General features: G+C 33.7%; 14 protein-coding genes. 5 read left to right on the top strand and 9 right to left on the bottom strand.

Features of this window, described 5'->3' with window-relative positions; all coding sequences use genetic code 11:
• The first annotated feature begins 169 nt into the window (after nt 1-169).
• Nucleotides 170-952: a hypothetical protein gene (locus R1X58_RS11355; RefSeq protein ID WP_240572857.1), complete on the top strand. Its 783-nt coding sequence runs from the start codon at nt 170-172 to the stop codon at nt 950-952.
• Nucleotides 953-1,049: 97 nt separating this feature from the next.
• Here the strand turns inward: R1X58_RS11355 and hisS are convergent, their stop codons facing one another.
• The 5 genes from hisS to rpsF form a co-directional block, all read right to left on the bottom strand.
• The gene (gene hisS / locus R1X58_RS11350) at nt 1,050-2,420 is read right to left on the bottom strand and encodes a histidine--tRNA ligase (RefSeq protein ID WP_240572856.1); all 1,371 of its coding nucleotides are present in this window, start codon (nt 2,418-2,420) and stop codon (nt 1,050-1,052) included.
• A gap of 72 nt (nt 2,421-2,492) precedes the next feature.
• Nucleotides 2,493-2,960: a DUF6495 family protein gene (locus tag R1X58_RS11345; protein WP_240572855.1), complete on the bottom strand. Its 468-nt coding sequence runs from the start codon at nt 2,958-2,960 to the stop codon at nt 2,493-2,495.
• A gap of 101 nt (nt 2,961-3,061) precedes the next feature.
• Nucleotides 3,062-3,508, bottom strand: coding sequence for a 50S ribosomal protein L9 (rplI, locus tag R1X58_RS11340; protein WP_240572854.1), 447 nt, complete (start codon nt 3,506-3,508; stop codon nt 3,062-3,064).
• 13 nt (nt 3,509-3,521) lie between these two features.
• Nucleotides 3,522-3,818, bottom strand: coding sequence for a 30S ribosomal protein S18 (gene rpsR / locus R1X58_RS11335; protein WP_188217414.1), 297 nt, complete (start codon nt 3,816-3,818; stop codon nt 3,522-3,524).
• Nucleotides 3,819-3,820: 2 nt separating this feature from the next.
• Nucleotides 3,821-4,159 (bottom strand): 30S ribosomal protein S6, encoded by a 339-nt coding sequence (rpsF, locus tag R1X58_RS11330; protein ID WP_188217413.1) that lies wholly within the window; start codon nt 4,157-4,159, stop codon nt 3,821-3,823.
• Nucleotides 4,160-4,373: 214 nt separating this feature from the next.
• On the opposite strand from rpsF, the gene R1X58_RS11325 reads away from it, so the two are divergent.
• Nucleotides 4,374-5,069 carry a LytR/AlgR family response regulator transcription factor gene (locus R1X58_RS11325; RefSeq protein WP_188223269.1) on the top strand — a complete coding sequence of 232 codons (696 nt, stop codon included), beginning with the start codon at nt 4,374-4,376 and terminating at the stop codon, nt 5,067-5,069.
• A gap of 29 nt (nt 5,070-5,098) precedes the next feature.
• On the opposite strand, the gene priA is transcribed toward R1X58_RS11325, so the two are convergent.
• The 3 genes from priA to nadC all read right to left on the bottom strand — a co-directional run bounded on the left by priA (nt 5,099) and on the right by nadC (nt 9,473).
• On the bottom strand, nt 5,099-7,555 hold the full coding sequence (priA, locus tag R1X58_RS11320) for a replication restart helicase PriA (RefSeq protein ID WP_240572853.1): 2,457 nt from the start codon (nt 7,553-7,555) through the stop codon (nt 5,099-5,101).
• 6 nt (nt 7,556-7,561) lie between these two features.
• On the bottom strand, nt 7,562-8,500 hold the full coding sequence (locus R1X58_RS11315) for a YihY/virulence factor BrkB family protein (RefSeq protein WP_240572852.1): 939 nt from the start codon (nt 8,498-8,500) through the stop codon (nt 7,562-7,564).
• Nucleotides 8,501-8,612: 112 nt separating this feature from the next.
• Nucleotides 8,613-9,473 carry a carboxylating nicotinate-nucleotide diphosphorylase gene (gene nadC / locus R1X58_RS11310; RefSeq protein WP_240572851.1) on the bottom strand — a complete coding sequence of 287 codons (861 nt, stop codon included), beginning with the start codon at nt 9,471-9,473 and terminating at the stop codon, nt 8,613-8,615.
• Nucleotides 9,474-9,600: 127 nt separating this feature from the next.
• On the opposite strand from nadC, the gene rlmH reads away from it, so the two are divergent.
• Nucleotides 9,601-10,074, top strand: a complete 474-nt coding sequence (gene rlmH, locus R1X58_RS11305) for a 23S rRNA (pseudouridine(1915)-N(3))-methyltransferase RlmH (protein WP_240572850.1) — start codon at nt 9,601-9,603, stop codon at nt 10,072-10,074.
• A 2-nt stretch (nt 10,075-10,076) separates the two neighbouring features.
• Here rlmH and hpf read toward each other — a convergent pair whose 3' ends face one another.
• Nucleotides 10,077-10,376 carry a ribosome hibernation-promoting factor, HPF/YfiA family gene (gene hpf, locus R1X58_RS11300; RefSeq protein WP_240572849.1) on the bottom strand — a complete coding sequence of 100 codons (300 nt, stop codon included), beginning with the start codon at nt 10,374-10,376 and terminating at the stop codon, nt 10,077-10,079.
• A gap of 121 nt (nt 10,377-10,497) precedes the next feature.
• On the opposite strand from hpf, the gene R1X58_RS11295 reads away from it, so the two are divergent.
• Both R1X58_RS11295 and R1X58_RS11290 read left to right on the top strand, forming a co-directional pair.
• Nucleotides 10,498-11,070: a non-canonical purine NTP diphosphatase gene (locus R1X58_RS11295; RefSeq protein WP_240572848.1), complete on the top strand. Its 573-nt coding sequence runs from the start codon at nt 10,498-10,500 to the stop codon at nt 11,068-11,070.
• 70 nt (nt 11,071-11,140) lie between these two features.
• Nucleotides 11,141-13,366 carry a RelA/SpoT family protein gene (locus R1X58_RS11290; protein WP_240572847.1) on the top strand — a complete coding sequence of 742 codons (2,226 nt, stop codon included), beginning with the start codon at nt 11,141-11,143 and terminating at the stop codon, nt 13,364-13,366.
• Nucleotides 13,367-13,376: the final 10 nt, after the last annotated feature.

Raw genomic sequence — 13,376 nt, 5'->3', positions numbered from 1 at the left:
AAAACGACAAAAACCATCCTTTCAGGATGGTTTTTTTATTAACTAACACTAAAGAAAGAAGAAATAAGCTACAAAAAAAACACATTTTATCGATTTTTTGTGCTTTTCATAGATTTTTTTATTAAAATGATTTATATTAGCATTCCAATCAACCATAACCTAAGCTCACATGAAAAAAAAGTTACACAGATACTTTCTTCTACTTTTATTGGGAAGTTGTTTGACAACAAAACTAATTGCCCAAAATATTCAAAGAGTTAGAATAGATTTTAGTGTTCCTGGCAAATTCACAAGACACTTACTAATTGGATTTACCAAAGATAATTCCGCTAGTGACAGTTATGATTACGGCTATGATGCTCTAAATAGAGATTCATATCCCTACGATTTAAGTTGGAAAGTAGATGATCGCAAATGCATTATTCAAGGTGTAGGTGCGTTTGATGACAATAAAAAATATCCTTTATGGTTATTTATGTCTAAGGAAGAGGATTTTGAAATCTCTCTTGATACTACAGAAAATTTTGAAAATCCTATCGCTGTTTTTGTTTTTGATGCTACGGAAAATACATATACCAAAATAAATGAATCAAATTTTAAATCTCATGTAGGTAAAGGCGAATATACTAATAGATTCTATTTAGCGTTTCAGAGTGAAAATACTACTTCATCCTCTTCGGTAGCGAAAACATTATCTACAGAAGATGAAATATTAAAAAATACTAAAATTCAATATTTAAAGAATTCTAAAGAATTATACATTAACACTAATGGATTGGCTACTATAAAAGAAATTGCGTTAACCAATGTAAGTGGACAAAGATTATTTACATCGAAAAGTATAAATAATCGTTCTTTAAAAATGCCAATAAATCAAATGACAAATCAATTGGTTTTTGTTAACGTTATTACAGATATCGGGCAAACTACAAAACAACTAATCATTCACTAATCAAAAAAATAAAGACTCTGCTAAGAAGTTTAATTATTTGAGTTAGTCACTTTTCATAATTAACTAAAAAAGCTCTAAATTTCTTTAGAGCTTTTTTTTATTTTAATTTCGATATTAATTCATCAACAGTCAATTTTTGCTGATCTCCTGTACTCATAGTTTTCAGCATAAAAGTATTAGACATCATTTCCTCTTCTCCTACTATAACAACATATGGAATCAATCGTTTATTGGCGTGATTCATTTGTTTTTTCATTTTGGCAGAATCAGGATACAGCTCTGCATTAATACCATTTATTCTTAACGCTTTTATTGCTTTTAAACTGAATAAAGCTTCTTTATCACCAAAGTTTATGAAGAGTACTTCTACATTTTTAGTTACCGTTTCCGGGAATAAATTCAGTTCCTCTAATACCAAATAAATGCGATCTAAACCAAAACTGATTCCAACTCCACTTACATTTTTAAGTCCGAAGATACCCGTCAAGTCATCGTAGCGGCCACCACCTCCAATCGATCCCATTTGAACGGACTTTGGTGCAGCGACTTCAAAAATAGCTCCAGTATAATAGTTAAGTCCTCTAGCTAAAGTCACATCTAACTGTAAAGCGGCGGTATTTAATCCTAATTCTGAAATGGCTTGGTTAATAAAAGCTAATTCTTCAATTCCTTTTGTTCCTTCTTCTGAAGATGATAAAATAGATTTTAAAGATTCTATCTGAGTTTCGAAAGAACCTGTTAAAGTAAATAATGGCTGTAGTTTAGAAATACCTTCTTCAGATATACCTTTAGAGCGCATTTCTTCTTTTACCTTCTCCTCTCCTATCTTATCAAGTTTATCTAAGGCTACCGTAAAATCAATTAACTTATCGTGAGCTCCAATAACTTCGGCGATCCCCGATAATATTTTACGGTTGTTAATTTTTATGGTAACGCCTTCAAGTTTTAAAGCTGTAAAAACAGCATCGTATAGCTGAATAAACTCCACTTCTTGCCATAAAGAATCACTACCTACCACATCGGCATCGCATTGGTAAAACTCTCTAAAACGACCTTTTTGAGGTCTATCGGCCCGCCAAACCGGCTGAATCTGGTAGCGCTTAAAAGGAAATTCTATTTCGTTTTGGTGTTGCACAACGTAACGTGCAAAAGGTACAGTTAGATCGTAACGTAAAGCCTTTTCAGAAATACTTGAAGTTAATTTTTGTGAGTCTTTTGCGTCGTAAGCTTCACTATCAGTTTTCGATAAATAATCTCCTGAATTTAAAATCTTAAAAATCAAACGATCACCTTCATCGCCATACTTCCCCATTAAAGTTTCAGAGTTTTCAAAACTTGGTGTTTCAATTGGTTGAAATCCGAAAGTTTCGAATGCACCACGAATGGTATTAAAAATATAATTACGTTTTGCGACCTGTTCCGGATTAAAATCTCTGGTTCCTTTTGGAATGCTTGGTTTTTGAGCCATTTAAAATTCTGTTGAAATTATTTAATAACGTTGGGTTGCCTTTAAAAACAACGCTCACAAAAATAATGGATTTTAGTTGATAAGCTTATCAAAATATTTAAACAAATCACCTTTTGTTATTACGGCTCCCTGTTCTATCATTTTAAACTTATCTAAATTTTTATCGTCGGTATAATCCTTATCAGCTTGTAAAAACTCAACATTCTCATCCATTAAATTTTCACGAAGCCAGGCGTAACCTTCCTCTGTGGTTATATCGACATCGTTTTTAATGTTTAACACAATAGCATGCATTTGATCTTCATCTAAATGAAATAAATACATGTGCTGCGACGATATGTGCTCTAAATATTCAGCTTTGTTTAATACACCTTCCCAAATTAAATCACTAAAAACGTCTAATTCTGCTTCAGCTAATTCAGGTTTATTAGCTTTAAGGTTTGTCCATTCATCCGATGTGATGGATTGCGTGGCTAAAAAGTTAATAAACTCCTGGTGTAATTCTTCAAATTGCTCTTTTGTAAGTCTTGAATATTTCATTTGTTCTTTATTAATTGCTAATATATAGTTTTATAATCACCTAAATACTGCATAAAAAAAGCCTCAACAATGTTGAGGCTTTCATAATTTTATATTTGATCTTAGTTTGCTTGCGCAACAACCTCAAATTCTAAATCTACATTAACTGTTCTGTGTAAACGAACGGCAGCGTTATACTTACCAGTACGTTTTACTGTTGCAACAGTAATGAATTTTTTCTCGATAGCGTGACCTGCTTGTTCTAAAGCTTCAGCTACGTCGATGTTGTTTACAGAACCAAATAATTTATCTCCTGCTCCTACTTTTGCTGCTATTTTAATTTCTAAAGCTCTTAATGCTTCAGCTAATTTGTTAGCATCATCAACTAATTTTTGTTCTTTAAAAGCTCTTTGCTTTAAGTTCTCTGCTAAAACTTTCTTTGCAGATACTGTAGCTAAAATAGCTTTTCCTTGAGGAATTAAAAAGTTTCTACCATAACCGTTCTTAACTGTTACAACATCGTCTTTAAATCCTAAATTTTCAACGTCTTGTTTTAATATAAGTTCCATTGTTATCGGTATTTTATTTTAATAAATCTGCTACGTATGGCATTAAAGCTAAGTGACGAGCTCTTTTTACAGCTACAGATACTTTTCTTTGATACTTTAATGAAGTTCCAGTTAAACGACGAGGTAAGATTTTACCTTGCTCATTTACAAACTTTAATAAGAAATCTGGATCTTTGTAGTCTACGTATTTAATACCAGACTTTTTAAAACGACAGTATTTTTTCGTTTTATTAGTGTCAATATTAAGCGGAGTTAAATATCTGATTTCTCCGTCTTTTTTCCCTTTAGATTGTTGCTCTATAGATGACATAATTACGCTTTTTGTTTTAGTTTTTCTCTTCTTCTCTCAGCCCAAGCCACAGCGTGCTTGTCTAAACTTACAGTTAAGTAACGCATAAAACGCTCATCACGTCTAAACTCTAATTCTAAAGCGTTGATTACTTCTCCTTCTACAGTGTACTCAAATAAGTGATAGAATCCACTTTTTTTGTGTTGAATTGGGTAAGCTAATTTTTTTAGTCCCCAATCTTCTTTTGATACCATCTTTGCACCGTTAGAAACAAGAAAATCTTCGTATTTCTTTACTGTTTCCTTTATCTGGTCTTCAGACAAAACGGGATTCAAGATGAAAACAGTTTCATAATGATTCATAAAAATCGTTTTTAATTGTTTAAAAAATTGGGTGCAAAAATAACTATTAATTCCATATAAAACAACTATATTTAAAATGATTTTTTACTTTATATTTGTCGCAGAAAACAGCTGTTAAAAATTTGTTAAAAAATACATTTTAACGATGTTTTTTGGTTTTTAGCGGATTTTTTCGTACTATTGTCGATATCTTAACCGAAATAATTGAAATGTTATGACTTTAAACTGTGTAGTAGTAGACGATTCAGCAATACAACGTCTTTCTATTGTTAAGTTAGTAGAGAACCACCCAAATCTTAACTTAATAGCAGAGTACAGTAGTGCTTTAGAAACCAAAAATGGTTTAAACACACATCAGGTAGATTTAATTTTCTTAGATATTGAAATGCCTGTACTTAATGGTTTTGAGCTTTTAGATGTATTAAACAACAAGCCTCAAATTATTTTTGTAACCGGTAAAACCGAGTATGCTTTTAAAGCATTCAATTACGATGCTACCGATTACTTACATAAACCAATTACCCGAGAGCGTTTTAATGTATCTGTCGAAAAAGCTTTAGAACAACATAAGTTGATTCAGGATTTTAACGAAGAAGAAGGTGAACACATCTTTGTTAAAAGTAATCTTAAAAAACGTAAAGTTTATATTAAAGACATTAAGTGGATAGAAGCTTTAGGTGACTACGTAAAATTAGTTACCGAAGAAACCAGTTTAGTGGTACTATCTACAATGAAATCTTTTGAAAAAGAATTACCTGAGAATAAATTCTTAAGAATTCACAAATCTTATATTGTTAATCTGGATAAAATAGACAGATATAACAGTAAAAATGTTGAAGTTGGTGCCTACGAAATTCCTTTAAGTAGAAATAAGAAGACACTTTTGGTAGACGCCTTAAACAATATTTAAGTCCCAAACTTAGTTAAGTCGTCTCTCAATTAAAAGTTATCAACATTTAACACCACCTTAACTGATCGAAAATCTTTTATACTCAAGAAGCTGTTATTAATTTTAATAATAGCTTCTTTTGTTTTAGCCAACGACTGCTTCTTCGGAATTTTCACTAGTATATTTTTATGAAATTGATTTCGAATCCTGGCCACAGGTGGCGATTCTGGTCCCAATACATAATCTCCAAATGCGTTACGTAGAGATTTCGCATACCAGATAGAAGCATTCTCAACGTTTAAATAATCTTTATGTTTTAAAGTAATTTTAATCTGTTTATAAACTGGCGGATATTTAAAATTATAACGCTCATCCATTTGTTCGTTATACATAGATATGTAATCGTTGGTCGATACCTGTTGCAAAATATTATGATGCGGATTATACGTTTGAATCAATACTTTTCCACGTACATCGGTTCGTCCTGCTCTTCCCGCCACCTGAAGCATTAATTGAAAACTACGCTCGTGCGCTCTAAAATCAGGAAAGTTGAGCATATTATCGGCATTCATAACACCCACAAGTTTTACGTTTCTAAAATCCAACCCTTTGGTTAGCATTTGAGTCCCAACCAGAATATCGATTTCCTGCTGCTCTAAAGCGGTAATTATTTTTTCGTAACCATACTTACCACGTGTGGTATCTAAATCCATTCGAGCCACTTTATAGTCTGGAAACAATGCTTTCACTTCGGTTTCAATCTGTTCCGTTCCAAATCCCTTACTATCAATTTCAGGACTTCCGCAGGCCATACAATTATCCTGCATCGCCATCACATAACCACAATAATGACAACGCAATTGGTTTTTATAACGATGATACGTTAAACTCACATCACAATTCGGGCATTGCGGTGAGTGACCGCAGGTATTACACTCTACTATTGGCGAAAACCCACGACGGTTTTGAAACAAAATAACCTGAAAACCTTCACTAAGCGCTTCGGTCATTTCTTCAATCAACCGATCGCTAAAATGCCCTTTCATTTTTTTGCGCTTATGCTTATCTTTTATATCCACCAACTCCATATCTGGCATTAGCACATTATTATAACGCGTGGTAATTTCAACAAAACCGTATTTATTTTGTTTCGCATTAAAATAGCTTTCCAAACTTGGTGTCGCCGAACCCAATAAGGTTTTAGCCTGATAAAAATGTGCCAAAACTACAGCCGTATCTCTGGCATGATATCGTGGTGCCGGATCGAATTGCTTAAAAGATTGCTCGTGTTCTTCATCAACAATAATTAATCCAAGATTATTAAATGGTAAAAATATAGAGGAACGCGCCCCTAAAACTACCTGCGCTTTGTGACTATTATTTAAAACATTATTCCAAACCTCAACACGCTCGTGAGTTGAATACTTAGAATGAAACACAGATACCTGTTCTCCAAAATAGTTTTGTAATCGGGTAATTAACTGGGTTGTTAACGCTATTTCAGGCAACAAATACAATACTTGCTCTTCTCTATTTAAAGCTTCTTCAATCAATTTTACGTAAACCTCTGTTTTTCCCGATGATGTTACACCGTGTAATAAAACAACAGACTGTGTATTAAATGATTCTTTTATCTGGCTTAATGCCGTTTCCTGATATTCGTTTAACCGCTTTGTCGCTGCGTTATCACCTTCACCTTCAAACTCAACCCTATCGGTTTGTATAAAATATTCTTCAAGAATACCTTTATCTATTAAAGCCTTAACAATTGATGAAGATGCACCACTAGCCTTACTTAAATCGGCCACCTTTACAGGCTTCTTTGTGGAAGCGGAAAGCGAAAACAGCGTCATAATTACCTTGTGCTGTTTTGGTGCACGACTTAAATCGTCTAATAAGTGATGCAAATCGACTTCAGAAGTATAACTATTATGAAGTCTCACATAGCGAACCAATTTAGGCTTATACTTCTCGTATACCTCTTCTTCAACAATAATAACTTCCTTTTCAATGAGGCGTTTTATTATAGGTAGAGCATTCTTAATTCCCAGAATATTAGAAATATCATGAATCTTTAATGACGACTGAAACTGCAATGCATCGAAAACCAAAAACTCATCATCTTTTAAAATAGATTCATCAATTTCCTTTTCACTGTTTTTTGTAATAATGGTTTCGCTCTCTAATATAAAAGCACTTGGCAACGCCGCTCGCATGACATCCCCTAAAGTGCACATATAATAACTGGACAGCCATTGCCAAAGCTGTAATTGCTTTTCGTTTACAATTGGCGTTTCATCTAAAATCTGATGAATATCTTTTGCTTCATAAACTTCCGGGGCTTCATGATGTATCTTATAAACAATACCTGTGTAGATTTTCGATTTTCCAAAAGGCACCGATACCCGCATACCAACGTTTAAAAAATCGGCTTCGGCTGCCGTTATACTATAGGTGAATAGTTTTTGTAACGGTACAGGAATAATAACATCTATAAAATGCTGCATAAATATTTAGCGTTTTCGAAGTTTATTTAAGGAGGCATTTAATTCGTAGCCCAAAAGTAAAATATTTGCGTTAAGCCACAGATAAAACAATAAAATTAATAGTGCCCCAATAGATCCGTAGAGTTTATTATACTGACTGAAATTTTCTATATAAACACCAAAAAGATAAGAAGACACTAAAACTAATATGGTTGTAAATAAGGCGCCTACTGAAAAGAAACTTGAATGTCGTCCCTCTTTTGTTCCAAAATAATATAAGGTAGCTGTAGCTATATATACCATAAATATAAAGAACACATACTTTACCGCATTAAACCAAAATACGCTTTGCGCCGCTACCTGATAACCTTTATTCTCTAAAGTATCAAACAATCGCTGAACTACGTAAATCTGAAAATACCCTAAAAATGCTATGGTCAATATTAATAAGAACGTTAATATTAAAGCCACACTCAAAGCATACAGATACTGACGAAATACACTTCTGGTGAGTTGTTCGTGATAGGAATTCTCAAAACCTGAAAAGACTGCACTAACCCCATTGGCCATTAATAATAATGATAATACGAATACTGAGGATAGTAATCCTCCGCGTTGTGACTGATCTATGTTTTCAAAAATATTCTGAAAGAAAAAATCGGACGTTGTTGGAGGTAAAAACGATTCGAGAAACTTTAAAAATTCAATTTTAAAATCGTCTATAGGTACATATGGTATAATAAATAATACAAACAATAAAAAAGGAAAAAGCGCTGTAAAGAAACTGAAAGCAATAGCACTTGCCCTTGTAGTCAACGCTCCTTTTACAATACCTGTAATGTAAAGCTCTAATAAATCGTAAAATGACAACCCTTCTAAACCAGGTAATTTAATTTTCTTAAAAAACCGAACAAAGACATTTACAACTGGAATAGCATCGAGTTTGTCTTCAATAGGTTTGGTCATTAATAACTTGTTTTATCGTTTATAACAAAGTTATTAAAATAAAAACATCAATACTTAAAAAAGTATTGATGTTTAAAAAAGTCTTTAAATATCTATTGTTTAAACGTTTAAACTACTTGATAGCTTTTAAACTTAAATCCATGTTATGGACAGAATGCGTTAAAGCACCACATGAAATAAAATTCACCCCGCACTCGGCATAAAAACGAATCGTAGACTCGTTAATATTACCTGAAGATTCCGTTAAACATTTATCACCAATCATTTTTACAGCCTTTCTGGTATCTTCATAATCGAAGTTATCTAAAAGAATTCGGTAAACGCCATCCAGTTGTAAGATTTCCTTAACCTCAACTAAATCTCTGGCTTCAACCATAATTTTTAAATCTCTACCAGTATCTTTTAAATACTGTTTTGTCATTTCAACAGCATTGGTAATTCCACCTGCAAAATCAATATGGTTATCTTTTAGCATAATCATATCGTATAAGGCAAAACGGTGATTTTCTCCTCCTCCAAGTTTTACTGCCCATTTCTCTAAAACGCGGATACCTGGCGTTGTTTTTCTCGTATCTAAAATGGTAGTGTTAGTACCTTTAACTAAATCGACATACATACGTGTTTTTGTAGCAATAGCACTCATACGTTGCATGGCGTTTAAAACGGTACGCTCTGCCTTTAGGATTGATCGCGACGGTCCTTCAACGTACATAACAACATCTCCGTAAGTTACTTCCGATCCGTCTTCAATTAGAACATCAAGCTTTAAGCTTTTATCTACATATGCAAAAACCTTTTTCGCGAAGTTAACACCTCCAATAATACCTTTATCTTTAACTAATAATTTGGCTTTACCTCTGGCGTTTTCCGGAATGCACGCTAATGAACTATGATCTCCGTCTCCTACATCTTCTCTAATGGCATTAGCGATTATCGATTTGACTTCTTGATCAAACTGCTCTTGTGTTATCATAATTTATTGTTGGTTTGCAACAAAAATAAGAAATTGATTTACTTTTCTAAATTTTACATTTACGAATTTTTATTTTTTTACCATTTAAATCCATTATTCATAAATAGGAAATATTAATTTTGCGTTTATGACCATAAAATTGATTGCCATAGGAAAAACAGATAGCAAAAATCTGCAGGCACTTATAGACGATTACCAGAAACGATTAGGCTTTTACATTAAATTTTCGATGGATATTATTCCAGATATAAAAAATGTAAAAAACTTAAGCGAGGCTCAGCAAAAAGTAAAAGAAGGTGAACTTATTCTTAGTAAAGTTAATAATACCGATGCCTTAATTCTTCTTGACGAAAATGGAAAACAATTTGATTCGGTTGCATTTTCAGACTATTTACAGAAACATATGAACTCGGGCGTCAAACAATTGGTGTTTGTTATTGGTGGCCCTTACGGATTCTCCGACGAGGTGTATCAAAAAGCAAATGGGAAAATATCACTTTCAAAAATGACATTTTCCCATCAAATGATTCGCTTATTTTTTATTGAGCAATTGTACCGTGGTTTTACGATTTTAAAAAACGAACCGTATCACCACCGATAAAACTAATGTGCTTTCATAACCTCTTTACGCTTTTCCAACTGTCGTTCTAAATCGCTAATTGTTGCACGAACAGCAACCTCGAAGTTTTTTTCCATAGACGTCGCATACAGTCGTGGTCCAGGAGCACTTAGCTCTATATTACATATTTTACCCGTTTCGTGCTCATTATCGTCCATTTTAAAATAAACCGTAGCACTGATTAAGAACTCGTAACGATTAAAAATTTTACTTAACTTTTCTTCTGTAAAAGCCGAAAGGGTTTCACTTACATCTACACCTACATATTGAAAATTTACAGTCATAATATCTTGTTTTTATTAATACTCAAATTTAAGAGTATGGTTATTGAATTATAATGATTTTTGTCATGTAATATAACTAATTAATTGTAATACTCTTATTTTTGAACCTAAAATTTAAACTATGAAACTGGTTTTCGCCACCAACAACCTTAACAAAGTAAAGGAAGTACAAGCCTTGATTCCTGAACACATTACTCTTTTAAGCTTAAAAGAAATTGATTGTCAAGAAGATATCCCTGAAACCCAAAATACCATTGAAGGCAATGCCATTCAAAAAGCAGAATATATAAAACAAAATTATGGTTATGATTGTTTTGCCGATGATACAGGTTTGGAAGTTGATGCCCTAAATGGCGAACCAGGTGTTTATTCGGCACGTTATGCAGGAGAACAAAAAAATGCTGACGATAATATGGATAAACTGCTTTCCAATTTAGAAAACAAATCAAATAGAGATGCACAATTTAAAACAGTTATCGCACTTCATATAAATGGAAACCTTCACACGTTTACCGGAATTTGCAAAGGCGAAATTACTAAGGAAAAGCATGGTGAAAAAGGTTTTGGCTACGACCCTATTTTTAAACCTGAAGGTTACACCGAAACGTTTGCTGAACTTGATTTGAGTGTTAAAAACAGCATTAGTCACCGCGGAAATGCTGTGTCGCAGCTTGTTAAATTTTTAAATTCGTAATCCCAGCTATCAACCTAAAAAAAGCATTTCTGCTATTGGTTGTTAATATTCTTTATGTTACTTTTAAGATATGACAGAGGAAGATATAGAAAAAGAAAATGCAGCCATAACCAAGGCTTACAAAGAGTTACTTAAAGTTAGTTACACAACACTTACAGACGACGATAAAAAATTAATTCGTAAAGCTTTTGAAGTTGCCTTAGACGGACACAAAAATCAGCGACGCAAATCTGGCGAAGCCTACATTTTTCATCCCATTGCCGTAGCTAAAATTGTTGCTCAGGAAATAGGTTTAGACGCTACGTCTATTGCCTCGGCCTTGTTGCATGATGTGGTTGAAGATAGTCCCGATTACGAAATCGAGGACATCGAGCGTTTATTTGGTAAAACCGTAGCAACCATTGTTGCAGGTTTAACTAAAATATCGTCTTTAAGTAAAGAACAAGATATGGATGTTTCGCTACAAGCAGAAAACTTCCGTAAAATGTTACTAACGCTTAACGACGACGTTCGAGTTATCATTATTAAAATTGCCGATCGTTTGCACAACATGCAAACCATGGATTCGATGCGAACCGATAAACAGGAAAAAATCGCATCAGAAACCCTATACATCTACGCACCTCTGGCACACCGTATTGGTCTCTACAACATCAAAACGCAATTAGAGGATTTAGGTCTGAAATACACCGAACCTGATGTATACTACGATATTCTTCATAAAATAAAAGAAAGTAAAGAAGAACAGGATTTGTATATCGCACAGTTTAGTGATGTGATTAAAAGAACACTGGATCGCGAAGAATTAAACTATACCATTAAAGGACGTCCAAAATCGATTTTTTCTATAAGAAGAAAAATGATTAAGCAAGGTGTTACCTTTGATGAAGTTTACGACAAATTCGCCATTCGTATTATATATAAGAGTGATGCTGCTAACGAAAAATTCTTAGCTTGGAAGATCTATTCCATCGTTACCGATCACTTTCGCCCTAACCCAATTCGTCTTCGTGACTGGATTTCGTCGCCTAAAACCACAGGTTACGAAGCCCTGCACATTACGGTAATGGGGCCAAAAGGTCGTTGGGTAGAAGTACAGATTCGTAGTGAACGAATGGATGAAATTGCCGAAAAAGGATATGCGGCACATTACAAATACAAACAAGTAGGCGAAAAAGAAGACAGTCTTGAAGATTGGATTAATAAACTTCAGGAAGCTCTGGAAAATCCGGAAACAAATGCTGTAGATTTTGTTGAGCAATTCAAGCTTAACTTATATTCAAAAGAGATTTTTGTCTTTACTCCAGCCGGAGAATTAAAATCTTTACCAAAAGGAGCTACCCCTATCGATTTTGCCTTCAGTATTCACACCGAAGTTGGTATGAAAACCCGTGGCGCCAAAGTAAATGGGAAATTAGTTCCTCTTAGCTACGAATTAAAAAGTGGCGATCAGGTAAGCATTTTAACTTCCGAAACCGCTAAACCAACTGCTAACTGGTTAGATTATGCAACCACAGCACGCTCCAGAAGCAAGATTAAATCAGCTTTACGCGAAGACAAAAAACGCATCGGTGAAGACGGTAAAGAACTGCTTAAACGCAAATTAAAGCAACTTAAAATCACACTTAATGAAGCTTCAGTAAACGAACTCGTAAATTACTTTAAGCTTAAAACGAGTTTAGATTTATTTTACCGCGTGGGCATTGGTACTATAGACAATGCCATGTTAAAGGATTTTGCAGCATCAAGAAGCAACACCTTAATGAATTTCATTAAGAGTAAAATCTCAAGAAAACCAACCCATCATGTCACAAAAGAGGAATTAGAGAAAGAAGAAGTTACCTCTAATTACGATTTACTGGTTTTTGGTAAGGAAGAAGAAAAACTTGACTATAAACTGTCCAGTTGCTGTAACCCGATTCCTGGTGACGATGTTTTCGGTTTCCTAACCGTTTCCGAAGGTATTAAAGTACATAAAAAGAATTGCCCGAATGCATTGAGTTTACAATCCAACTATGCTTATCGAATTATGCCTGCCAAGTGGATTGATTCTTCGCAACAGGAATTTTTAGCAACGATAGTTATAACCGGTATCGACCATATTGGATTAGTAAACGATGTAACCAAAATTATTTCTGAAAACATGCATGTTAACATGAAAAGTATCAGTTTTGAAAGCCACGACGGTATTTTCTCAGGAAAAATTAACGTAATTGTTAAGAATAATACCCTTCTGAAAAAGTTATTAGAAAAACTTCGAAAAATTAATGGTATAGATAAGGTTACTAGAGTGTAAAAAAAGTGTA

The sequence above is a fragment of the Aestuariibaculum lutulentum genome (assembly GCF_032926325.1).
Classification (GTDB): Bacteria; Bacteroidota; Bacteroidia; order Flavobacteriales; family Flavobacteriaceae; genus Aestuariibaculum; species Aestuariibaculum lutulentum.
Note: the sequence above shows the minus strand (reverse complement) of the source record. Positions and strands in the feature narration are given on the sequence as shown.

Bases quoted from the DNA above. Each gene is read 5' to 3' on its own strand.
- nadC (WP_240572851.1), bottom strand. From the start codon at position 9,473: ATGATAACACAAGAGCAGTTTGATCAAGAAGTCAAATCGATAATCGCT.
- priA (WP_240572853.1), bottom strand. From the start codon at position 7,555: ATGCAGCATTTTATAGATGTTATTATTCCTGTACCGTTACAAAAACTA.
- R1X58_RS11325 (WP_188223269.1), top strand. From the start codon at position 4,374: ATGACTTTAAACTGTGTAGTAGTAGACGATTCAGCAATACAACGTCTT.
- R1X58_RS11355 (WP_240572857.1), top strand. From the start codon at position 170: ATGAAAAAAAAGTTACACAGATACTTTCTTCTACTTTTATTGGGAAGT.
- R1X58_RS11295 (WP_240572848.1), top strand. From the start codon at position 10,498: ATGAAACTGGTTTTCGCCACCAACAACCTTAACAAAGTAAAGGAAGTA.
- R1X58_RS11345 (WP_240572855.1), bottom strand. From the start codon at position 2,960: ATGAAATATTCAAGACTTACAAAAGAGCAATTTGAAGAATTACACCAG.
- rplI (WP_240572854.1), bottom strand. From the start codon at position 3,508: ATGGAACTTATATTAAAACAAGACGTTGAAAATTTAGGATTTAAAGAC.
- rlmH (WP_240572850.1), top strand. From the start codon at position 9,601: ATGACCATAAAATTGATTGCCATAGGAAAAACAGATAGCAAAAATCTG.
- rpsR (WP_188217414.1), bottom strand. From the start codon at position 3,818: ATGTCATCTATAGAGCAACAATCTAAAGGGAAAAAAGACGGAGAAATC.
- R1X58_RS11290 (WP_240572847.1), top strand. From the start codon at position 11,141: ATGACAGAGGAAGATATAGAAAAAGAAAATGCAGCCATAACCAAGGCT.
- R1X58_RS11315 (WP_240572852.1), bottom strand. From the start codon at position 8,500: ATGACCAAACCTATTGAAGACAAACTCGATGCTATTCCAGTTGTAAAT.
- hpf (WP_240572849.1), bottom strand. From the start codon at position 10,376: ATGACTGTAAATTTTCAATATGTAGGTGTAGATGTAAGTGAAACCCTT.
- rpsF (WP_188217413.1), bottom strand. From the start codon at position 4,159: ATGAATCATTATGAAACTGTTTTCATCTTGAATCCCGTTTTGTCTGAA.
- hisS (WP_240572856.1), bottom strand. From the start codon at position 2,420: ATGGCTCAAAAACCAAGCATTCCAAAAGGAACCAGAGATTTTAATCCG.